Source organism: uncultured Sanguibacteroides sp., assembly GCF_900543425.1.
Lineage (GTDB): Bacteria > Bacteroidota > Bacteroidia > Bacteroidales > Marinifilaceae > Gabonibacter.
In genome coordinates this window covers 21910-46674 of record NZ_UQRQ01000001.1, presented here as the reverse complement: position 1 = coordinate 46674, position 24765 = coordinate 21910, and the positions used below count along the sequence as shown (strand labels likewise).

15 protein-coding genes and 1 riboswitch are annotated in these 24765 nt (G+C 44.5%); of the genes, 6 read left to right on the top strand and 9 right to left on the bottom strand.

What is annotated here, in order from left to right; genetic code table 11:
• Positions 1-17 precede the first annotated feature (17 nt).
• The 3 genes from QZR76_RS00135 to QZR76_RS00125 are packed head-to-tail and all read right to left on the bottom strand — an operon-like array spanning position 18 to position 3899.
• Positions 18-1844: an SUMF1/EgtB/PvdO family nonheme iron enzyme gene (locus QZR76_RS00135; RefSeq protein WP_294139325.1), complete on the bottom strand. Its 1827-nt coding sequence runs from the start codon at positions 1842-1844 to the stop codon at positions 18-20.
• A 48-nt stretch (positions 1845-1892) separates the two neighbouring features.
• Positions 1893-2795 carry a hypothetical protein gene (locus tag QZR76_RS00130; protein WP_294139323.1) on the bottom strand — a complete coding sequence of 301 codons (903 nt, stop codon included), beginning with the start codon at positions 2793-2795 and terminating at the stop codon, positions 1893-1895.
• Between the two features lie 18 nt (positions 2796-2813).
• On the bottom strand, positions 2814-3899 hold the full coding sequence (locus QZR76_RS00125) for a DUF3575 domain-containing protein (protein ID WP_308572917.1): 1086 nt from the start codon (positions 3897-3899) through the stop codon (positions 2814-2816).
• Between the two features lie 53 nt (positions 3900-3952).
• On the opposite strand from QZR76_RS00125, the gene QZR76_RS00120 reads away from it, so the two are divergent.
• The 6 genes from QZR76_RS00120 to thiH all read left to right on the top strand — a co-directional run bounded on the left by QZR76_RS00120 (position 3953) and on the right by thiH (position 10994).
• Positions 3953-4273, top strand: a complete 321-nt coding sequence (locus QZR76_RS00120; protein WP_294139320.1) for a hypothetical protein — start codon at positions 3953-3955, stop codon at positions 4271-4273.
• Between the two features lie 558 nt (positions 4274-4831).
• A riboswitch (TPP riboswitch) is annotated at positions 4832-4967 on the top strand.
• A 62-nt stretch (positions 4968-5029) separates the two neighbouring features.
• Positions 5030-5230: a sulfur carrier protein ThiS gene (thiS, locus tag QZR76_RS00115; RefSeq protein WP_294139319.1), complete on the top strand. Its 201-nt coding sequence runs from the start codon at positions 5030-5032 to the stop codon at positions 5228-5230.
• A 56-nt stretch (positions 5231-5286) separates the two neighbouring features.
• A complete protein-coding gene (thiC, locus tag QZR76_RS00110; protein WP_294139318.1) occupies positions 5287-7038 on the top strand; it encodes a phosphomethylpyrimidine synthase ThiC in 1752 nt (583 codons plus the stop codon).
• 54 nt (positions 7039-7092) lie between these two features.
• Positions 7093-9102, top strand: a complete 2010-nt coding sequence (locus QZR76_RS00105) for a thiamine phosphate synthase (protein ID WP_294139314.1) — start codon at positions 7093-7095, stop codon at positions 9100-9102.
• Positions 9084-9854, top strand: coding sequence for a thiazole synthase (locus QZR76_RS00100; RefSeq protein ID WP_294139313.1), 771 nt, complete (start codon positions 9084-9086; stop codon positions 9852-9854). The genes QZR76_RS00105 and QZR76_RS00100 overlap by 19 nt, the downstream gene beginning before the upstream one ends.
• A 33-nt stretch (positions 9855-9887) precedes the next feature.
• Positions 9888-10994: a 2-iminoacetate synthase ThiH gene (gene thiH, locus QZR76_RS00095; RefSeq protein ID WP_294139311.1), complete on the top strand. Its 1107-nt coding sequence runs from the start codon at positions 9888-9890 to the stop codon at positions 10992-10994.
• 151 nt (positions 10995-11145) lie between these two features.
• Here the strand turns inward: thiH and QZR76_RS00090 are convergent, their stop codons facing one another.
• From QZR76_RS00090 to QZR76_RS00065, 6 genes are all read right to left on the bottom strand, one after another.
• Entirely contained in the window at positions 11146-13431 is a 2286-nt protein-coding gene (locus QZR76_RS00090) for a Gldg family protein (protein WP_294139309.1), read from the bottom strand.
• Between the two features lie 114 nt (positions 13432-13545).
• Positions 13546-15831, bottom strand: coding sequence for a Gldg family protein (locus QZR76_RS00085; RefSeq protein ID WP_294139307.1), 2286 nt, complete (start codon positions 15829-15831; stop codon positions 13546-13548).
• 6 nt (positions 15832-15837) lie between these two features.
• Positions 15838-16758 carry an ABC transporter ATP-binding protein gene (locus QZR76_RS00080; protein WP_294139305.1) on the bottom strand — a complete coding sequence of 307 codons (921 nt, stop codon included), beginning with the start codon at positions 16756-16758 and terminating at the stop codon, positions 15838-15840.
• A gap of 102 nt (positions 16759-16860) precedes the next feature.
• Positions 16861-19449 carry a zinc-dependent metalloprotease gene (locus QZR76_RS00075; protein WP_294139303.1) on the bottom strand — a complete coding sequence of 863 codons (2589 nt, stop codon included), beginning with the start codon at positions 19447-19449 and terminating at the stop codon, positions 16861-16863.
• Between the two features lie 32 nt (positions 19450-19481).
• A complete protein-coding gene (locus QZR76_RS00070; protein WP_294139301.1) occupies positions 19482-22088 on the bottom strand; it encodes a zinc-dependent metalloprotease in 2607 nt (868 codons plus the stop codon).
• A gap of 18 nt (positions 22089-22106) precedes the next feature.
• Positions 22107-24734 carry a zinc-dependent metalloprotease gene (locus tag QZR76_RS00065; RefSeq protein WP_294139300.1) on the bottom strand — a complete coding sequence of 876 codons (2628 nt, stop codon included), beginning with the start codon at positions 24732-24734 and terminating at the stop codon, positions 22107-22109.
• Positions 24735-24765 lie beyond the last annotated feature (31 nt).

Below are 24765 nucleotides of genomic sequence, written 5' to 3'. Positions count from 1 at the left end.
ATTTCAGACGAAACGAACTAAGGAACAAAGACCACGCGGAAGCCGAGATCGCGGTTGCAATTGCCGGGGAGGGTGCCGTTGCGACAAGCCGACCGGCAATACGGCGCACTACTGCTCCAAGAGCCGCCGCGAAGAACGCATAGAGAACCCGTGTCAGGCCCGGTAGGATCAGTATCAGGAGAATTGTTATAATAATAGTAGCCATACCAATCCGAACACCACTCCCACACGTTCCCGTACATATCGTACAATCCCCAAGGATTAGCAGCTTTTGTTCCTACTTCGTGCGTCGCTTCTCCGGAATTAAGATTATACCAGGCGTATGTGCCTAAATCACTCTCGTTATTCCCAAAAGAATAAACCGTTGTAGTCCCCGCACGACAAGCGTACTCCCATTGCGCCTCGGTCGGCAGGCTACCGCCGATCCAATCGGCGTATGCCTTGGCCCCGTACCACGTTACATATACGACTGGTAAATCACCTTTACCAGCGGCAGGTTTCCACTCGTTGTTACCGCCATCCCATACCAGGCCATACGATGAATACTCCTTTATCAACACCTGACCTTTATTAGCATCATCACTCCAACCGTTCCACTTGCCGTCCTGACCTATGCTATTGGCGTTCAAAAATGCCGCATACTGGGCGTTCGTGATCTCATATTTGCTCATGTAGAAATCCCGGGTCAATGTTACTTTATGCTGTGTCTCGTCATTCTTTCGTCCGCCTTCATCATCCGGACTTCCCATCGTAAAAGTTCCCTTCGGAATAAATACCTTGTGCAAACTTTTAATAGCGTTCGGCAACGAACGGGTAAAGATTTCAGCGTTATTGGCTTTCAATTCCAATTCCGTATCAGGGCCGCCACTCTTGTAAAGCACTCCCTCGTTAGAGATCAGGAACAAATTCGAACCGTCTTTTAATGTCTGCACGGGGATTGCGGCACGGTAAGTATAATTACTATAACCGTTATCCCCGGGTTTTCCCGCGAGGTACATTTTCACGTTTCCCGTGCCGGCTCCCGTTTGCACGGCGGGCGTGCCGCCACCCGTAAGATTCAGCGTCGCTCCCGTTTTTACTCCCGTGAGGCTTACGGTCATGGCATCGCCCGGCCCCCAGCCTTTACCCAACGCCGGAACTTCAACCTGAATCATGGCAAACTCGTGTTTAAACATCAGGGAAACAGTTTTGCCTGCCGATATACCCCGCACATCCGTTGCCGTCATCAGGTCGGAAAGGTTGTAATTAGACTTTTTATCGTCGCCCGTCGTGCCGCTTTGGTCGGATTTTACGACAAACACGATGGCCGTCGGATCGGAGACCGACGCATCGTAAGGATAATAGGCATAGAATTTCAATGTCTTGCCCCTCCAGTACAAATCGTTACTACTTACCCATTCGGAACCGTTATAGGTCAGCTTCTCGTTATTGAAAACAAGAACATTATCGGCATCATAAGCAAAAATACCGATGGCATCGCCCGTCTCCCAGGAACTTTCAAAGTCTGCCCCGGTCGCCACTCTCGCGGTGGGAGTAAAACCGATTTCAAAACGTATATCCCCGTTTCCGGTCGTTACGCCCGTGTCCCCGTCAAAACCTTCTTTACCGCAACCGGCCACCATGAAAGCCGGAAGTGCCGCTGCCAGCAGCAGCAACCGGACGGCGCGTGTAATCCCATTTTTAGTTTTCGTTCCTTCGTCGTGCAGATTGCTCACGCTCGACAAAAACGAGCTTGATCCTCTTCCCCCACCGGAATATTGAGTCGGCTCCGCTGCCTCCAAATTACTCTCGTTCGGCAAATCCGAACAAGGTCGTCTTTGCGCTCTCTTAATCGTAATTTTCATATTTGTATATTATATTATTATTGTCGATTGTCGTTGTTCCCGCTTTGCTTACTCGGCCACTACCGGGCCGCCCGTCACGGGTATCCATTTATTAATAATTGCCGTGAATCCCGCGCCCGTGGGTGTCTCGACTACCTTACCGCCCAGCGCGAGCGGTGTTTTCTTGTCCTTGTTGAAGTCGGCAAGCGCTTCGGTTAAAATACAGCCCTCGATGCCGTCGGCATCGGTGAGCGATACGGGTTTCGGGGTGTCGCCCTCGAAAAAGATTTTGGCGTGCAACTTTTGTTCGGGTCCCGCCACGCCCAACAGCCGCACCGTGGCCGCCCATTTACCGGCGTCCGTGCCCTCGGTCACCCTCGTGAAGGCCAGCGTCGCGTTCAGCGGCGTGCCGTGCGTGTCGTCGTCCATGTTAAGCGTCGAGGCGACTCCCGTGAGATAACCTTCGATACGCTCGATCTTACCCGCCGTGCTGCCCGTCGGCTCGATAAAAAGCGTCAGTTGCCGTACCTGCTGCCGCATGACAGCAGTCAGCTCGTGGTCGGTGTCCGCCTCTATCGCGGCATCCAGCGCAGAGGTAAACAACCACCCCGGCATTTCTTCGACAAATTGCCCCACGCCGGCTATATTTCCGGACGCAGGGGCAACGGTAACCGTGGCTTCGTTGATAGAAATATGCTCCGCCGTGTTATAGACGCGAAGATGGCGGAGTCCCGGCTCGAAAAGATTGTCGAGCGTGTTGGTAACGCCGCTTACCGTTCCCGAATATTTACCGACCGCTACCGTGTAGCTGGCCGGGATGTCCACGCCAACGGTACGGGCGCTCCAGTCCGTGGTAAGGGTTATCTGTCCCTTTTCGGGGTGTGCGGTGTTGTAGATCGGGTCTTTCACGTCACAGCCCGAAAGCAGCAATATAGCCACTACCGATGCAAACAATATATTTTTCGTTCTCATATCTATTTCTGTTTTATATTATTTATTACATCCGATAGTCCAGATCAGGTTGATACCGGCCTGCGTCGGACCCCAGAAGTTTTTGGTCTTCTCACGCTCGTTATAGACGCGCTCCCCTTCGTCCATCCCGAAACTGTCGTAATCGAACCGGGTATAGCCCAGACCCAGATTGAAATCCACGGAGAAACCGCGCGAGAGGGATAGCTGGTAGCCCACGGTCAGTCCCGCTCCCCACAGCGAGCCCTGGTAACCCGTGTCTTTCGAGAGGAGGCTACCCAGCGGGTATTTATAGATATTGTACTTTCCATAGCTACCCGACACACCCGCATACAGACGTTTGTTGCCGAGCAAGTACCACCGCACCTCCGGGTTGAGCAGCCAGACCTTCATAGTCTTGCCCGTTTCACCGCCCCACCATGCCAAGCTGCCGTCGAGCTTCACGCCCAGATCGGGGTTTACACGCCACTCCACGCCCAACGTCGGCAGTAGTATAGCGTCATACAATACGTTCGTCCGCACGGCGAAAGAATAAGGTCTCACGGGCGCGAGAATGGCCTCCGGTTCTGTTACGAGTTCCGGCGCTGGTTCGGCGGGTTGTTCTTCCACCACCGGCGGCACGACTTCCACTACCGCTTCCGGTTCGGCAAGAACAGGAGCTTCCTCCACTACCGGTTCCGGTATCGCTGTTTTAACGGGGACACGCAGGGTCACCACAACTACATCTTTATTCCCGTTGTAACCTGTCGCGTGGTTAGCCGTCACGAAATAGGCCTCTTTTAACTTCTTTCGCGTGATCAGTTCCGATTTTACCCGGTTGGCACGCAGGCGAGCCGTACGCAGATTCGCTTTTTCCGTGTGCCGTGATGCACAATACCCGTTCACGTGAACGGGCATCGTCCCGGAGATTATTTCCGTGCGGTATTCATCTACCAGCGAGTAAAGGCGCTTCAGTTCGATTTCGTTGCCCCGAAGGGTAAACAGATCCTGCCCGGGGCGGAAACGGAACGTGACGGTTTTACCCGTCGTGTCCGGCACGACCGGTTGGCTGTAAACGGCCGAGACCGCCAGCAAAAAAAGAATTAGAAACGCAAGATGTTTTTTCATACTCTTCATGTTTTACAAGTTTTTCATTTTTCAGGCCGGGGATTCGTTCATCCATGTCCGGTAATTGTATTTTAGTTCGTTACTATTTCCTGCCCGTGGTAATAACTTTCCGCGGTAAAAGTGCCCGGCGTCACGGAAAGGTACGGGGAAAACGAAGCGAGTTTGCAAAATCGGGACTTCCCTTTCTTGCAAACTCGCTGGTAAATAAGTATATTGACGTGCATTTGCGGCGGTGGCTGTGTGTGTTTAAACAAATTTCCGAAACCTCCAAATTTTCAGAACACGAAATAACAAAAAAACACCATTTTCCCAATCGTGGAAAATTCACCCGGCATGCGCACGAGGGAACACCCGGGGGCGATACCTCCGGGTAACGGGTAAATTCTGTTTTATGTAAATGATTCATAAAATCTTTTGTGTTTTCGCGCGATAAAAATTATTAACTCCTGCTATCTACCTCTGCTCCAAAAAACAAAAACATCATCATATCACCACAAATTTACACTAAAAATAAATTCGATAGTAAAAAAAATGACAAAATATTGCGTATCGATCCGTCATTTGGCTATTTTTTTATATACCAAAACGTGATTTTAATACAAAAAGGTCCGAAATGGCATTTTTAGACAATAAAATGACAAGATGACACGGTAAAAATCATGTACTTAGACATGGAAGTACAGACCCTATACTCGAGCGTTATCCACGTGAAAAGAAACCGTATTGAGAACCTCAAACCACGAGTTTCCGAACGGGAGACAATGGATCATCGTGTAGATTCCTTAAAGAATCTGCCCTCGCGTAATTCGAAAACATGAAAAACAAAATGTATCCAGACATTTTACAACTTACTTAGCTTTCCGAATAATTCTTTCGTTAAATATTCCTTTCGTTACTTTTTTATTAAAATTATGCTTAGCTTTGTCTTGACATTTTTCAACAAGGGGTGCCTAAGAAATGAGATGATTTCATTTCTATCTGTAAATACAGATCAATACAACGGGCTGAGATTATACCCTATAACCTGATCCGGGTAATGCCGGCGTAGGTAGAGAGCATTCCCTTTTTGAATTTTGATTAACAAAAGACGGTTGGAGCTCATGTTCAACCGAACAAAAAAGAAGAAGGTTATGCAAATTTTCATCAACGACAAAGCAACAGATTGTTCCCCGGAAAATACCTTAGAAGAGGTATTGAAAAACAACGGTATACCGTTTGAAAACATTGCCGTTGCCATCGACTTTTCCGTTATTCCCAAAACTGAATGGGGAAACACAAAACTACAAAACGGAAATAAGATCATCATCATTAAAGCCGTACAAGGCGGATAAAAAAAGAAATCCCTTACCGGCAAAAACAGAAGAAATCATTAAATCAAAATCATATTATGGAAAAAGAAATGGAAGTTTCCCGCGGCCCGCTGCCAGGGTCCGAAAAATTTTACGTGAAAGGAGAGATATTCGATATCGAAGTTCCCATGCGTAGGATCAATCTATCCCCGACCATCGATTCTGACGGTCAAAAAGTGGAAAACGAACCGGTTGTCGTATACGATACATCCGGACCCTATACGGATCCCGCTTACACGGTCGACCTGAATAAAGGTCTCCCCAAAATCAGGGAACAATGGATCAGAGAAAGAAACGATACCGTACAATTAGAAGGGTTAAGCTCCGAATACGGACAAATGAGACAAAACGACCCCTCGCTGGATCACCTTCGTTTCGAACACGTGAACACACATCCGCGGGTAGCTAAACCCGGTCGGGGCGTAACACAAATGTATTATGCCAGGAAAGGAGTCATCACGCCGGAAATGGAGTTTATTGCTATCCGGGAAAACCAACAGGTAGACAAAATTAGGGAAAACTATAAAAAAGAGAAGGGAGAACCTTTAGGAGCCCATTTTCCGGAATACATCACGCCGGAATTTGTTCGGCAGGAAGTGGCGGCAGGAAGAGCCGTCATCCCGGCTAATATCAATCATCCGGAGAGCGAACCGATGATTATCGGTCGCAATTTTTTAGTAAAGATCAATGCCAATATCGGAAATTCACCCATTACATCGACCATCTCGGAAGAGGTGGAAAAAGCCGTATGGGCCTTCCGCTGGGGTGCCGATACGATTATGGATCTCTCTACCGGTAAAAACATCCACGAAACCAGGGAATGGATCATCCGGAACTCCCCGGTTCCCGTGGGCACCGTTCCCTTGTATCAAGCCCTGGAAAAAGTCCGGGGAAAAGTGGAAGACCTCAATTGGGAAATATACCGAGATACCCTGATCGAACAAGCCGAACAGGGTGTAGACTATTTTACGATCCATGCCGGCTTACGGTGGCACCACGTACCGCTTACCCTAAAGCGTCTCACGGGAATCGTTTCCCGGGGAGGAGCGATTATGGCACATTGGTGTACCACCCACAAACAAGAAAGTTTCCTGTATGACCATTTTGAAGACATATGTGAAATTCTGGCCAAATACGACGTGGGCATATCCATCGGAGACGGACTCCGTCCGGGATGTATTGCAGACTCCAACGACGAAGCACAGATTGCCGAACTAAAAACACTCGGAGAACTGGCTAAAATTGCCTGGAAGCACGATGTACAAGTACTTATCGAAGGTCCGGGACACGTTCCCATGCAAAAAATCCGGGAAAATATGGAATTAGAGCTGGATTATTGTAACGAAGCTCCTTTTTACACCCTTGGCCCTCTTGTAACGGACATTGCCCCCGGATACGATCATATTACATCCGCTATCGGCGGAGCCATGATCGGCTGGTACGGAACCTCCATGCTTTGTTACGTGACACAAAAAGAACACCTCGGTTTACCCAACCGGGACGATGTTAAGGAAGGCGTTATCACGTTCAAATTAGCCGCCCACGCGGCAGACTTAGCCAAAGGGCACCCTGCCGCTTATTGGCGCGATTACGCCATGAGCAAAGCTCGTTTCGAATTCCGTTGGAAAGATCAGTTTCATCTGGCCCTGGACTCGGAGAAGGCTTTGCGTTTCCACGACGAAACATTACCGGCCGAAGGTCATAAAGAGGCCCATTTCTGTTCCATGTGCGGAGAACATTTTTGTTCCATGAGAGCAAGCGAAAAATTAAGGAAAAAAATAAATCAATAACCGTACGAAGGAGAGATATCAAATGTATATTTCTCCTTCCCTAATGATAACTCTATGATTATTGTTATAACTCCTCCCGAATTTATCCCCCGAGAAGAATCGATAATAAACAGACTATTCGAAAACGGATTACATCTGTTACACCTGAGAAAACCGGAAGGAAGTCACAAGGATTACGAGAATCTTATCCAAAAAATTTTTCCCGCGTTTCGGAGCAGAATAGTCATACACAACCATTTTGATCTGGTAAAAACATACGGATTAAAAGGTGTTCATCTGAAATACGAACAAGTCGTTCTATGGAAAGAACGAAAGGAGTATCGTCACGTTAGTGTTTCCTGTCATTCCACGGAAGAAATCGACCGTATTCCGTTTCACACCGATTACCTCTTTTTAAGTCCCGTATTCGATAGCATATCGAAACCCGGCTATCAATCGAAGTTTGATCCGGATACTTTAAAAAGGTATTTAAGATCCACGGACAAACAAATCATAGCTTTGGGAGGAGTCGATGCGGACCGTGTTTCATTATGCCGTAAAATGGGATTCGCGGGCGTAGCCCTGTTGGGATATTTATGGAGTAAGCCCGATGAAACCATCTCTCGTTTCCTGAAATTATTTCCCACTCCGGTATTAAGTATAGCCGGATTCGATCCCAGTTCCGGAGCCGGAATCAGTTCCGATATCAAAACATTTGAAAATTGCGGAGTATACGGATTAGGTATCTGCACTGCTATCACGTTTCAGAATCAAAACGAATACCTCGGAACCCATTGGTCGACCTTCGAGGAAATTATCCGGCAAGGCGATATTATTTTAAAAGAATTTTCTCCCCGGGTTATCAAAATCGGCCTGATTAAAGATTTTAATCTTTTGGACCAGATCGTTACCTACTTGAAGCAAAAACTTCCCCAAACAAAAATAATATGGGATCCCATTCTAAAAGCCAGTACCGGCTTTGAATTTCATCAGCTTAACGACCAAAACAAATTGATAAGTATTTTACGGAAAATCTACTTAATTACCCCGAACGCGGAAGAACTAAGCAAATTATTCTCCCTTTCGTTAGAAGACCCTGAAGAGACCGTACTTCGATTACAAAGCATTTGTCAGGAATTAAAAACAAATATCTTATGGAAAGGCGGGCATAACCGGGAAGAATGTTCTACCGATCGATTGATAACGGCAACACGTGGATATTCTTACTCGGTCTCTCGTAACAAACACGACAAGCACGGTACGGGATGTGTGCTTTCGGCCGTTATTACTTCCCGGCTGGCACAAGGTTACTCCTTGCCGGAAGCCTGTCGGGAAGGACAAGATTACGTTTCCGCCTTCATTCAATCCAACGATACCCGTTTAGGAATACACCATCCGCCGTACTATCCTCTTTTTACAACCGACCTGCATAAATTTCCGCTACAATATATTACCGATTTTAGGGAGGATATGAGCATACCGGAGCAAGTCGAAGCCGTTTGTAAAGGAGGAATACGCTGGATACAACTGCGTATGAAAGAAACCGATCGGTCCGGATTCATAGAAACCGGATTAAAAGTAAAGGCCATTTGTCAAAAATACAAAGCCCTTTTCATTATTAACGACCGAGTCGATATAGCCTTGGAGTTGGATGCGGACGGGATACACCTGGGAAAAGAAGACATGAACCCGCTCGAAGCCCGTAAAATACTGGGAAATGACAAAATAATCGGTGCTACCTGTAACACATTCGAAGATATACTGATCCGCTCCGGCCAACGGGTCGATTATATCGGCTTAGGGCCTTTTACCTATACGACAACCAAGAAAAAATTAAGTCCCGTTTTGGGATTGGAAGGATATCAAAACATCATGGAATCTTGTCGAAAAACAGGAATAACGATTCCGGTACATGCTATCGGGGGAATCAAAGAAAAGGATATTTCTCCTTTATTCTCCACGGGGATATCCGGAATAGCCCTCTCTTCCCTCATCAAAAACAGTCAGGATCCGACGACTAAAACAGAAGAAATCATACATCTTATAATCAATAAAAATTCAGAAACATGGAACCACTTAAAATAGCTGATAAAGTATTTACTTCACGATTATTTACCGGAACCGGCAAATTTTCGTCCAACGCTTTAATGGAAGAGGCCATTAAAGTATCCGAATCCCAATTAGTAACGGTTGCCCTTAAAAGAGTGGATGTATCAGAAAAAGAGGACGATATCTTAGCTCATTTAAAAGCTCCGCATATCACCCTTTTACCGAACACATCAGGGGTCAGAACGGCCAAAGAAGCTGTTTTTGCCGCCCAGCTTGCCCGGGAAGCCTTGGGAACGAATTGGTTAAAGCTGGAAATCCATCCGGATCCCAAATACCTGTTACCGGATCCCATAGAGACTTTAAAAGCCACCGAAGAACTGGCAAAATTAGGTTTCGTCGTACTTCCTTATATTCAGGCCGACCCCGTACTCTGCAAACACTTAGAGGAAGCCGGAGCTGCTACCGTTATGCCTTTGGGTGCCCCGATCGGCACGAACAAGGGATTAGTCACGAAAGACCTGCTGGAGATCATCATTGAACAAAGTAACATCCCGGTGATTGTGGATGCCGGAATCGGAGCTCCCTCCCACGCGGCGGCAGCCATGGAGATGGGAGCAGCCGCCGTTCTGGTCAATACGGCTATTGCCGTTTCTCCCAACCCGGTAGAGATGGGACGAGCTTTCAAATTAGCCGTGGAAGCCGGCCGGATGGCATTCGAGGCCAAATTGGCCAAACAATACCGACACGCGCAAGCCAGTTCTCCGCTGACCGAATTTTTGAATTTATAACGTCTGCTCGAATCACTAAATTACAGTATCAATATGTCTTTTTATGATATCCTACAAACCTACGACTGGGAAGATGTAAAGAAAAACATCATGGACAAGTCGAAAAACGATGCCGTAAACGCGATCAACAATCCGCATCGCACGTTGGACGATTTTATGGCTCTCATCTCCCCTGCGGCCACTCCGTTATTGGAAGAGATGGCACAGGAAGCCAATCGACTGACATTGGCTCGCTTCGGAAATACGATTCAACTCTATATCCCCCTCTACGTCTCCAATTACTGTACCAATTTCTGTGTTTATTGCGGATTCAACCACGATAACGAACTTCACCGCAAGATGCTGACGTTGGAAGAGGTGGAAGCGGAAACCAAGGTCATCACCCAATGGGGATTTAAACATATCTTACTCGTATCGGGAGAAGCTCCCGCCAAGACTAACGCGGATTATTACGAACAAGTTATCCGTTCCATCCGGGATAAATTTTCACAGATAGCTTTAGAAGTACAACCCCTGGATGAGGAAGAATACGCCCGTCTGGCCGAAGCGGGACTCAGTTTCGTCTGCGTATACCAAGAAACCTATAACGAGAAACAATATCCTCTATATCATCCCAAGGGTCGAAAAGCCAATTTCCGGTACCGTTTGGAGACTCCCGACCGGGTATGTAGGGCCGGAGTTCAAAAAATGGGCATAGGGGCCTTACTCGGGTTAGAGGATTGGCGAACCGATTCGTTCTTCACGGCATTACATCTGAAATACCTGGAAAAAACTTATTGGCGAACCAAATATTCCATCTCTCTTCCCCGTCTACGTCCGCACGCGGGAGCTTTTATGCCCAACGATCCGATCAACGACCGGGAGATGGTTCAATTAATATGTGCCTATCGCCTGTTGGATCAAGAAGCGGAGATATCTATCTCGACCAGAGAAAGTCGAGCATTTAGAGACCATGTCATGCATCTCGGGGCCACTTCCATGAGCGCAGGATCGAGTACCGAACCGGGAGGGTATGTCGTCCCCCACAAAGAGTTGGAACAATTCGCTATCAACGACGACCGCACGCCTCAGGAAATGGTGGAAGCCATCAAAACACAAGGCTATGAACCGGTATGGAAAGATTGGGATAAATGGATGTAAATAAAAACAGGATGATTTGAAAACGACAAATCATCCTGTTACAACACTAAATTATCTAATAAAACAAAAAGTGCCTAAAATAGATTCCGGTTCTATTCCATTCTTTCAACATTTCTTCAAAACCGAAACTATTTTCGGCACAATTTAACTCTTATCTTCCCCTCCGGCGAATCCAGATAAAAAGAGCCATAAAGATCATGAAGGCGGTTAACACACCCATAAAACCGATCTTGGTTGCAATGGCACCCGTCTCATTCACGTACAACTCGTCATCCGTTGTTTGCGGTCGACGTATATCGATCGGAACCTCTTCATGGGATAGCCAATAGAAAGAACCGATAATGACAGAGTAATTCATAGCCATTACATCTTTCCTGTTCATGCTGACCTCTCCATTACTGATACAATCGGCATCTCCCAAAATAATAATACGCTGTTCCTTTTCTCCCACTTTTCTCGAAAGAGCAAGGGCTGTAGGATAAGCCTGTTCCACTTCTCCTGCTTTTTCATCTAAAACAGGAACATCATCGATAAAATCAGTAGTCTGCAATTCGTTCCAGCTTCCCACGGTATCGCTCATGAAAAGAGGTGTAACCGCGTATCCTTTATCCTCCGTATATGCCAAAGCACTACTACTGGGCATAGTCACACATCCTTCCCATTTCCGAATTCCGTCGAAATGATAACATAACTCACAGGCAGCATCGGTAGGAGTCGCCATAATCAGATCGGGTTGGAAATTTTCGCTCTTCTTCACCAATATTCCCGGTAGTATCTGAACACCAAACGGTTCGACTATCGGATTCATGATCTCCCTGCGTTTAGGTTCCGATATGATCAGCAGATCTCCTCCCCTCGCGATGTATGCATCCAATCTGGCCTTTTCTTCCGGTGTAAGTGATTGTCTCATTTCTGCAATCACCAAAATACGTATATCGTCCGGAATATCCTGATCCAAAGTAACCTCTCTGGCATCAAATCCTTGGTTTATCAGGGCATAACGGAATTTTTTATCCTGAGCAAAACGTTTATAGTCCCGATCTCCTTCCTTATTGATACCCCTCTCTCCGTGTCCCGTCAAAAAACCGACGGTCGGTAAGTCCATTACCAATCGCTTCAACGCCGCCGTAATTTCACTCTCTCCCGGGAACTTCCGCATATCGTCATAGATACGTAAAAATGTTTTTTCTCCGCTTTCCCGTTCTATCAAACGAACAAATCGATTTCCTTCCGGTTGTAAATCCACTATTTCCCGAATCTTTTCAGGCGGTAAAAACATATTGGAATCCAAGTCCCAGATTTCACATAATTTTTTAGCCCGCTCCTTATCGCTTAGATCCGGATAACGTTCATCCAGATGTTTGTTTTCCGCTTTATCGTAATAATAAACGTATTTTATTTTGATTTCCGGCTTAAAACGTACATAGTCTTCAAAATGTCCCCTGTTCATATTCATCATTCGAGGCAGACCGTAACGGTAATTCTCATCCAACAGGTTGACATAAGTCGTGATTGTCAAACCGCCGTCCAAACGCTTTACGATGTCCTGACTATTAGAAGTCAATGTATTGCTCTTGGTAGAGGTTGCATCGTAATATCCCATCAATATCGGACGAGAGGAAAAATATCCCAACAGCATAGCGATACAAACCACTCCGACGTATTTTCCCCAACGAACGCAGAAAGAGATCTTTTGTCTCCGTGCCCGTAAACGCAATATACACAGCATTAAGAACATGGCTATTACAATGATAAAATAGAGAAAATCTTCACTACATATCATTCCTCTCAAGAAAGTATTGACACGTCCTCTCATGGAGAGCCAATAGGTAATATCTCTTACAAAATCAATATCCTGCCATAGATTTCCTACCATATTCAAAACAGACAAAATAGCTAAAGTACCCATAGCTGCAACGACTTGATAGGAGGTTATGCTGGACATAAAGAGTCCGATAGCCGCATAAGCGCAAATCAACAAATAAATTCCCAGAAACTGGGTCAAAAGAGTCCCGATCTCCATATCCTTGATAGTAAACACACCATAAAGGAAGAACAGGAATAAAACTCCGACCAAAACCAAGGCGTAAATCATCATGGAAAGATACTTTCCCAAAATAATTTGAGTATTGGTTACAGGCGAAGAATACAATAATTTAATGGAACCGCTTCCCAGTTCACGGCTCATTAACCCCATGGTTAACAACGGAATATAAAGGTAAAGATATTCCGTCATTTGCCACAACATATACCCAAAGGCTCTACCCGTTACGGACCTCAAAGGATATCCCAAAGACACGCTTTGTACCATGTCGGATATACTTGAAGTAAACATCATACTTGCCTGAAATGTATATATAATCAGAATCAACCAAGCTATAGGCGAATAGAACAGGGTCTGTAATTCCGCTATCGCTAATTTATAGATCGTTTTCATCAGCTTCGTTTTAATTAATAATTTTGTTTTCTTATCACACGCGAAACAGGAATTTTCAATAAGCTCCGGGATCACGCACTTCCCGGAAACTTCTATACAAAAACACCTGCGATATTATCTTCCCCGTCTACGCATCCAAATAAATAAAGCGAAGAATATCAAGATTGCAGGAAAAACTCCCAAAAATCCGATCTTCGTGACAGACATGCCGATTTCGCCAACATAAACGGCAGTATCCGGAGGAGTAGGCCGTCGTGTATCGATAGGAACTTCTTCATGCGATAACCAGAAAAAAGAACCTGTAATAATATTGAAATTCATCGCCCAAATGTCTTTCCGTTGCATACCTAACTCTCCGTTACTGATGCAATCGGCATCACCGAAAATCATAATCCTTTGCTCTTTCTCTCCCACTTTTCGGGACAGAGCTATAGCCAGCGGCAAACTCTCTTCTTTCTCTCCTTTCAAAAGATCCAGAGAGGCAACGTCATCAATAAAATCAGTAGTCTGCAATTCATTCCAGCTTCCCACCGTATCGCTCATGAAAAGAGGAGTTACGGTATACCCTTTATCTGTGCTATAAGCCAAAGCAGAACTTCCCGGTATCGTCACGCATCCTTGATAATCAATAATCGTTTGGAAAGGGTAAGAGAGCTCGCACGCCTCTTTCGTCGGAGTCGTAATGATTAAATCCGCCTGGAAATTCTCCGTAGGCTTCACCACTATTCCGGGCAAGAACTCTACACCAAAGGTTTTTACCACTTGGTTCATGATTTCCCTACGCCTCGGTTCTCCTAAAATCAATAAGTTTCCACCTCTTTCAATATAAGCATTCAATTTAGCTTCCTCCTCCGGAGTTAACGATGATTTCATCTCGGCAATCACCAATATCTCTATTTCCGGATCTATATCTTTATCCAGAGTCACCTCCGCAACATCAAAACCTTGATTAAGCAAAGCATAGCGGAACCACTTATCCTGAGAGAAACGATTATAATCCCGATCTCCCTCCTTTTTCGGATCGCGTTCCCCATGTCCCTGCAAGAAGCCGACAACAGGCAATTTCATAATCAACCGTTTAAAGGCAGCCGAAATCTCGCCTTCCCGGGGATTCCGATCAAAACCCTCGTAAAAACGCAAGAAAATCCGTTGTCCGTTTTCTCGTTCCACCAAACGAACAGAATGATTCTTTTCCGCTTTCAAATCGATAATTTTCTCTATCTCTTCCGGAGGAAGTATGATTGTGGAATCGATTCCCCAAGACTCTATCATTTTACGGGCCCTCTCCTTATCCGTCATGTTCGGATACATCTTATCCAGCTCCTTATTCTCGGCGTTAGCATAGAAATAGACATACTTCATCTTGATCTCCGGCTTAAAACGCACGTATTGTTTGAAAACCTGCTTATCCCAATTTACATTTTCGGGCAAGGTTTGGTAAAAATGTTCATCCAGAATATTGGTAAAAGTCGTAATCGTCAATCCGCCGTCCAACTTTTCAACAATTTCCTGACTATTAGGAGTCAATGTATTGAATTTGGTCCGGGAAGCGTCGTAATAACTCATAAACACGGGACGGGAAGAGAGGTACCCCAGCAACATGGCAATAACAACGACACCTAAGTATTTTCCCCAACGAACAACCCCGGATATTTTTTGTCTTCTCGCTTGTAAACGCAGGATACACAACGTTAAGAACATTACAATCACAATGATAAAATAGAGAAAATCTTCACTACATATCAATCCGCCGATAAACTCGTCAGCTCGTCCGTCTATGGATAACCAGAAAGTAATATCCTTCACGAATTCTATATTCTGCCACATCCCTTTCACAAAACTCAATACGGCAAGAACGGCCAAGGTTCCCATAGCAGCAACCACCTGATAGGAGGTAATACTGGACATGAAAAGTCCGATAGCCGCATAAGCACACAACAACAGATAGAGTCCTAAAAGACCGCTAAGCATATAAGGGACATCTGCCATCTTCATGGTACATATACCGTAAAGTACAAATATCATTAACACACCTATTAACACCAAACAGTAAAGCATAAGGGAAAGATATTTTCCCAATATGATCTGTGTATTGGTGACCGGTGAAGAATACAGTAATTTAATAGAACCACTCCCTAACTCTCTGCTCATGATCCCCATGGTCAACAAGGGAATGTAAAAATAGAGATATTGCTGCATGGCCCTGAAAAACCAAAAATAAGTTTCCGAGGTAACACTATATAGAGGATACCCCAACGACTGAGCACGTACCAATCCTCCAAAAAGATTGGTATAAACCATTCCTGCCTGAAAAGTAAAAATAATCAGGATCAACCAGGCTACCGGTGAGTAGAATAACGTCTGTAATTCTGCCCAGGCTAATTTATATATGGTCTTCATCGTTTCCTATTTTTTGGATAATTCGGCAAATACAGCATCTAACGAGCTCTTCTCCAAATGTATGTCATTCAACCGCCATCCTCTGGCCACACTCGTTTCCACCACACGTTCTATAACATCCTGAGCATCGGAAAACTGAAGTCTGAACTTTGTTCCTCCCAACTCCTCCACGTTAACCACTCCCGGCACCTTAGCCAATTCGTCCGTAGCAGGAGGAGCGATCAAAGAAACAAATATGGTATTCGGGATGATATAATTATCGAACTCATCTACTGTTCCGGCGAAAACCAATCTACCCTCCTCGATCATACGGATGTAATCACAGGTAGCCTGAACCTCCGGCAAGATATGTGTCGAAAGGATTACGGTACGTTCCTCTGCAATCTCTTTAATCAAATGACGAATTTCCACGATTTGGTTCGGATCTAATCCGTTCGTCGGCTCGTCCAATACAACAAATTCCGGATTATGAATAATAGCCTGAGCTATTCCCAAACGCTGTTGATATCCTCCGGAAAGATTACGCACCAACCGTTTATTAAAATGAGAAATACCGCAACGTCCCATAGCATCTTTTACGGCATTCCGCACTTCTTTAGAAGGCATCAAACGCATATTGGCACAATGGGTTAGGTATTCTTCTACCGTCATATCCATATGCAAAGGCGGTTTCTGCGGCAAAAACCCCAAATGCTTTTTAGCCTCTACAGGATTTTCACGCATACTGATTCCTTTGATATAAACATCTCCCTCTGTCTGTTTTAAAACACCGCACATGATATTCATCGTGGTCGATTTTCCGGCTCCGTTGGATCCGAGAAGACCATATATACCATTAGTATTGATCTCAAAATTAATATCCCGAATAGCCCACTGAACCGTGTAGCGATGGGACAAATTTTCAACTTTTACGATTGATTCTTCCATACAATTATTATATTTTAGTTATTGAACATCTCTTAGCTGGGTTTCTCTTGTCGTCATTCATGAAATGTAGAATAACGACGAAGAGAAACTAGAGAAGAAACATTAATTTAGAGCCTGTTCCAATTTATGGATCAGTAATTTATAGTGAAGCCGAGTATCTGAAGACCCGGTCGTTGCCTGATTTTTTAGCAGATTCAATGTTTTTTTCATTAAATCATAATAGTAAGGAGCCATATCCGCGTTACCCATTTGGATATCCACGTAATAACTAAATCCCTGCTTATTCACCGGACTCTTATTTCCCATCACCTGTCCGTAATACTCCAGGCTCTTAGCTTTAACAGCCTCCGGGACTTCCACGATCATACGTCCTCGACTTCCTCCTTTAGAATTTTTTTCCACATCGGCACCGCCGATCACCTGACTCAAAAGAGCCAATTGCATTTTCTTTTCCACGTTAGACAAGGTTTTTCCTTGTTTTGTAGGGGTAAAAATAAAATCATGGATATCATTCAAATAGGCCGCCGGAGTATACACCTGACCGGCAGGAGCCTTCTCCGCACAATAAGCAACGGCCCCCAAACGCCCAAAGATTCCGCTCATAATCTTATCTTCCAATTCCCTGGAGATATTTCCCATCAGGGGCATCTCTTTTTGAAAATCAGGATTCTCCAACCATCCGGCATCCTTTATCTGATTCAACAAAAACCTCAATGCCCGTTTTTGTTTTTCACGCGGAACAAAAGCGTAATTCGGACGTTTATCCCCTTGATAACTTTCATTCAAATAAATTCCTCCGATATTGGCCGCCACATGATTCATATAACGTACATACTGGTATATCAGCTCGTTATACATCCTTTCCCGGAAAGAATAATCCAAATCTTCCGCAGCCGTCCACTCGTTTAAATGAGCCAATACATACTTAAGATTCTTTACACCGTAGGTTGCCGATTTGATCGCATCGTCTCCTAAATCTTCCTCGAACGAACTCGGGTCATAATGCGCCCAAATTTGTTGTTTTCCATACCGATAAATCGGATCTCCCGATTTTTCAGAAATCCAACGTTCCAATGTCGGAAGTTCATCCTTAGCCGTTTTGGCATCCGGAAGCGACGTGTATAACCATTTGATGGCATAATAATCATATAATCCCAAATTGGGGGGTGTCATTTTCACACCGCGAGCGGCATCTCCCGGTTGAGCCACATAATTGTTACGGGCATAATCCATGATAGAATAGGTCGTGCCGTACTTCCGCGTGAACGACGGAGAACGTAAAGAATCCGTCGGGACAGCCGCCGAAGCCGCCATGTTATGCATTAAGCCCAGACAATGGCCTATTTCATGAGCAATCACGTAACGAATACAATCTCCAATAGTCGCATCATCCAGTTGCATTTTACGGACAGAAGGATCCGCCGGGGCCGTCTGCAAGAAGCGCCAATCTTGTACCAACTGGATAAGATTATGATACACAGACACATTAGCCTGAAGAATCTCTCCGCTTCTCGGATCCGTCCAAGAGGGTCCCATAGCATTGGCAACGGAAGAAGGCGAATAGCGTACACAAGAGTAATTCAGGTTCTCCGGATCAAAATCGGGATCGTCCTTAGGAAAATCCTTGGCAACAATAGCATTTTTAAAACCGATTTTCTCAAAAGCAGCCTGCCATTCCTCTACACCTGCTTTCACGTAATTCTTCCATGCTGCAGGGAAATTATCATCTATATAAAAAACGATAGGTTTTATCGGTTCGACCAACTCACCTCGTTTATAAGCTTCCACATCTTTCGGTTCCAAACGCCAACGATTGGCATCATAGACGACTTCCACTCCCCTATCTTTATCGCCATACAGATATTTTCCTCCAAAAAATACTCCAATCCGGGGGTCGGCTATCCGGGAACGCATCGGCGTTTCCGGTAATAGAAGAAAAGTTCGACTCATGGTTGCCGTATAGGGCATTTTATAAAGCCAATACCAATTATCAGCATTAATGCTTACGGTATAAGTAAAAGAGGTCTGCACATTCACATTATTTTCAAACGCACTGATTTTTCCGATCTGGGTGTGTTCCTGTTGAAACTCTTTTTCCAACCTGGCATCTCTCCAATATTCCATTAAAATCGGCATCCATGGTGAAAAAGGATTCATCTTTTCATTTTCACTGGTCAAAAAATCCGTCATATCGATGACTACAGCCGTACTATCCGGAGAATAAGCCTTAATCTCGAAATTTTTAATAACAGCCGGTATGGCGCTTAACTCCACGTTTTGACGCATCCGCTCATTATCTGTTGTATGTATGGAGTTAGCTTCCCGCAAATTTAACAAAGAATCCGTACGAGTAAAAACCACGTGAAGAGGCTCGTGCGGTTTTTCACCTACCGCCCCGAACAAACTACTCGAGTTCTCGGCTATCGTCGATCCGATCAACATCTCTCTACCTAATAAATTCAAAGGAATTTCAAAATAAACCTTACCGTCTATTTTATGAACCGTCATTACTCCTTTTGCACTCTCGTGAGCTTTATCTTTAAAAAGTTTGTCATAAGCCGATTCCTTTTCAGGTGCTTTTACCTCTTGCTCTATCTCTGCTTTACCCTTCTTCCCTTTCTTTTTCTGAGCCTCTGCAAGGAATGGCATCAACAAAACAACCAGCAGTATAATAATCGTGTTGTTTTTCATGATATTTCTTTTTTAGCTTTATTACCTATTGTTTATTTTTTAGACATGGCTTTACGAATCCGATATAACAAATATTCGTAATGGGCTTTCGTATCACCGCTACTGGAAAGAACAGCCCCCTGTAACAACTTTTGGATCCGTACCAACATGGCATAATATTCCGGAGCCGCATTGTATCCTTTAGCCGTTGCGATATATCCATGATAACCACTACGTTGCGACGGCAAATAATCGGTCCTCCACTTTTGCTCCATACGATTGAACTCCCGCATATCCGGTTTCCAATAAACCAAATTCTGATTGGCTATAAAGGGGAATCTCTGTTCTTCCTTTTCAAAAGAAGCCGGAGATTCCGCAACAGCGGAAGAAGCCATCACGATACCTACAAAGCTCCTTTGTAAGAATCGCTCATCCTCCGTCAAGGCACGTTTTTTCAACGTCCCTTCCCAAATATAGGCATACAGGTCATCCAAAAATTCATCCGGAGTATAAGCATCACTCGATTTTTCAGCACATAGTTTCAAATCGCCGACCTTATTGAGTAGACCGCCGATAATAGCTAACTGAATCTCTTGAGAAGGAACCGTCGCGTAACCCAATCCGGTCTCTTTTATATACTCTTTATCATCTAACCATCCGAACTTTTTAGACATCTCCAAAGCATAACGTACAATCTCTTGCTGACGCTCCTTGGGTACAACGGTAAACGTCGGCATATCCTCGTCCGCGGTAACTTCATTCAGGTAGATACCTCCCACGTAATCCAATAAGTTATTCATTTCACCCGATAGCAGATTGGAAAAAGAGGAGTGCAGAGAAGTCCTCATACGCAAATCTTTATCGTCATCCTTGAACCACTCCCTAAAATGTTCCATGGCATATTTGACATTGCTGATCCGATACTCGAGAGATTTCATCGGATCATCTCCCAAATCACCCCACGCCCGACGGGGATCTTTCAACAAACGGTAAAAACTCCATATCATAGGACTATACCTATAATTCAATTCCTTTTTAGCATCGACAATCCACCGGTTTAAAACCTCTGTTTCATCCTGAGGTTTTACAATCCCGTCTATGGGTTGATACAACCATTTAACGGTAAAATAATCAAATTCACCTATCCCTTTAGAGAACATGCGAACACCTTTTTCCATATCCCCGGGTTGTGCAATGTAGTTACAAGCCACGAGATCCATGACGGAAGGCGTTAATCCGTAGGTTTGAGTAAACGTCGCAGAACGTAAAGAGTCTACCGGATAGACAGAAGAAGCTATCAGGTTTTCAGTAAATCCTAAACAAATCCCCATCTGTTTGGCTACATCGGATTTAATCACATCTCCATAGACTTCCTCCGAAATGTAATTATTACGAACTTGAGGATTGACGGACATCATACTCATTTTCAGTTCATAAGTAGGCACATATCCCACCGGAACAAGAATAGAAGCCGACAAGATCTCACCCGTACGAGGATCACAATATTTCTGAGATTTTACATCATACATCTTGATCGGAGCATATAAAATAGTAGAATAACTCACGTCTGCCATATCAAAATCAGGATCATCCTTCGGACAATCTTTCACTTGAATCGCATTTTTGAAACCGATTTTCTCAAAAGCGGCATTCCACTCTTCTACACCGGCAATCACATAAGGCTTTATAGATTCCGGCATTAACGTATCGATATAAAAAACAATGGGTTTCTTCGGTTCGACCATCTTTCCTTCCCGGTAAGCTTCCGGATCCGAAGGTTCCATACGCCAACGATTCGTGAAATATACCGATTTCACTCCTTTCATGGAAGACTCGAAGCTATTTTCCCGGTTATACTCTACATTTACACGGTAATCCGCCAAACGAGGCAACATCGTTTGTTCCGGTAGAAGCATCAATATCCGATTGGCCTCAATAGACACCTTCATATCTTGTGCCATAATGAACATGCCAAATAGATATATATCCACATTGTATCCCATCTCACAAGTCACCGCAACATTTGTCGGATAAGCTTTTACTCCTTTCAAGAAATTACGATCTTCCTGAAATTTATGATCCCGAACGGCTAAGCCAAAAAATGAATTTCCGGCATAATCCGCAAAAGGAGTCGTGTAAATACTATGAGACATAAACAAAGAGGTCATATCCACTACCATAGCACTACTGTCCGGAGTCCACGCCTCGATCTTATAACTTCCGTATACTCCGGGCATAGCAGATCGATTAAAGGCCTCGTTTACACCTAAATCATCCGTCATATTTTTGAACGGATTCATAAGTAATAATCTGGCCTGAAGGAGAGAATCCATACGAGTAAATTTAAGAGGTACTCCCGGACCGGAAAATTCTCCCACGGCACTCTCTCCGCAATCGCTAATTCTTTCCACGGAAGAGGTAAACAACATATCCTTGTTCAATAAGTTTACCGGAAATTCCACGTAAACTTTATCACCGATCTTATGAAGAGTCATCAAACCACGAGCTGTCTGAGCCTGCTTACCTTCGAATAATTTCTGGTAGGCAGTCAACTCTTTTTTCTTTTTATTTTCTTTCTTCTTCTTTCGTTCCCCGGCAGAAGCATCACACACGCCAAAGGCAAGAGTAAAAAGAAATAGTATATATATGATCTTTTTCATAACTTTCTATTTTATATCTCAATCATTGAAAATATTATCCATCTGACGCACCATCAATTTATAGTATTGTTGCATCTCAGGAGTCCCCACGTTTTGTTTACTCTTAAAAGCAGAATACATTTTCCGTAACAAAGAGTAATTATCCGGTTCCATCGGGAAAGCCTTAAAGAGGAAGAAAGGATCTCCGAATCCGGAAACTTCTGCAGGATTTTGAATACTTCGTTTCTCTCCCCATGTTCTCCGGTTCGTGAAACGTCCCATCACATCCTCTCCGATCTCTCCGTACTTCTCCCGGCTTAAGGCTTTCACGCTTTCCGGTACCTGTACCAACGGAGTCTTCAGGCTCCATCCGAAAGGCTTCATACCCATATCCTTATTTTGCGCACCGGATTCATCCAACAAAGCCGCTAACAACCCCTTTTGTAGTTTCTGTTCGCTCTTTGTGAGCTTCTTACCCTGCAATGTCGGAGCCATTATAAAGTTATATACATCACTCAAATACTCTTCTCTACTAAAAGGTCTCTTCTCATCAGAAAAGGTTTGTGTCATCGCTACTTTATGGACAACCATAAGAAGGCCGCGAAGAATATCTTTCTGAAACTCATCTGCCACTTCCCGTCCCAAAGGCAATCCCTTCATATCGTCCAACCAGGACAAATCCCGAATCTGTTCCAGCATAAAATGCAAAGCCTCCTTTTGTCTTTCCCGGGGTACCACCCCGTAAGCAGGGACCTTATCGTTTTCATACCTTTCGTTTAAATAAAGACCACCCAGATTACATATCACATGATTCATATAACGGGCAAACTGATAACGCGCTTCATTCAACATATTCGTGCGAAACTTATAATCCTTATCCTCGTCCTTCACCCATTCGTTCATATGTTTCAACACGTATTTTAAGTTTTTCACGCCATAAGCAGCAGATTTCACGGGATCTTCCCCTAAGTCTTCTTCCATGGCCCGAGGATCGTAATAATCCCAGAATTGTTGTTTTCCGTAACGATAGACAGGATTATCAGACCTTTCCGTGATAAACCGATCCAAGACAGGAATCTCTTCTTTTGCAGTCTTTATATCAAACAGAGGCTTATACAACCACTCGATAACATAATAATCATATAATCCCAGATGAGGGGGAGTCATTTTTACACCGCGAGCGGCATCTCCCGGCTGGGCTACATAGTTATTACGGGCATAATCCATAATAGAATAAGTCGTACCGTATTTCCGCGTGAACGACGGAGAACGTAAAGAATCCGTCGGAATAGCAGCAGAGGCAGACATATTATGCATCAAACCTAACGTATGTCCAACTTCGTGAGCCAACACATAACGCAAACATTCACCAAAGTCCTTATCGTCCAACCGGATCTTTCTGACGGAAGGATCCGCCGCGGCCGTCTGTAAGAACCGCCAATCCTGAACCAACTCCACCAGATTATGATACACGTAGACGGAAGCATTCAAAATTTCTCCCGTACGGGGATCCGTCCAAGAAGGCCCCATGGCATTCGCAACGATAGAAGGAGAGTAGCGGATACAAGAATATTTCAGGTTATCCGGATCAAAATCAGGATCGTCGGTTGGAAAATCTTCCGCACGCATGACGTTTTTAAACCCTATTTTCTCAAAAGCAGCATTCCACTCGCAAATTCCTTCTTTGATATATTTTTTCCACTGATCGGGAAATGCATTATCCACGTAAAAGACGATCGGCTTCTTAGGTTCCACTAACTCGCCCCGCCGGTAAGCTTCCTCATTGGTAGGTTCTAATCTCCAACGGGTGGCATAATACGAAACATCCATTCCTTTCTTCGGCTCTCCCATCACGTACATCCCCTGATAGAACACACCTATACGCGGATCTGCATAACGAGGACGCGCAGGAGTTTCCGGTAAAAGGATAAAATTACGGGTCATGATCTGCGTAACCGGTTTGTCTGAACAATAACGGAAATACGAAGTTTCAGCCGATAAGCGATATGCCAATTGGGACTGAACCGTTACATTATCTTCAAAAGCTTTTATTTTCAATACCTGAGACTCCTCCCGCATAAAATTCTTATTCAGAGAGTTCCCCCACATCATGGACAAAATCGGAGACCAGGGAGAAAAAGAGGGTAATGTCTCGTCATCACTCAATAAAAAGTCTGTCATATCAACAACGACAGCCGTGCTATCCGGAGCATAGGCTTTTACTTCGAAATTCTTAATGACAGCCGGGATATTTCCGCGTTTCATACGATCCTTCAATGTTTCATTCTCGGTCGTATAAGTCGTTTGAATCAAACCGAGACTAACCAAAGTAGAATCTTTTTGAGTAAAAGTCACCAATAGAGGATCCGACGGACGTTCTCCTATGCTGCCGAACATATTGTCTGTTGTTCCTGTAATCGTGGATCCCAGCAACATTTCCCGATCCATCAGCTTCATCGGAATTTCAAAATAGATTTTGCCGTCTACCTTATGCAAGGTAATCAACCCCTTCACCGTCTCACAAGCTTTATCTCTGAATAACTCCTCGTAACGGTTGTCTTTCTTTTCCGTTACCGCCTCTTTCGGATTCTCCTTTTTCTTCCGAGCATGTGCCAGACAAGGCAGTAACAAAACAATTACCAATAAATATATTATTCTGCTTCTCATTTGTTCATTTATTTAACATTTCATCCGTTAA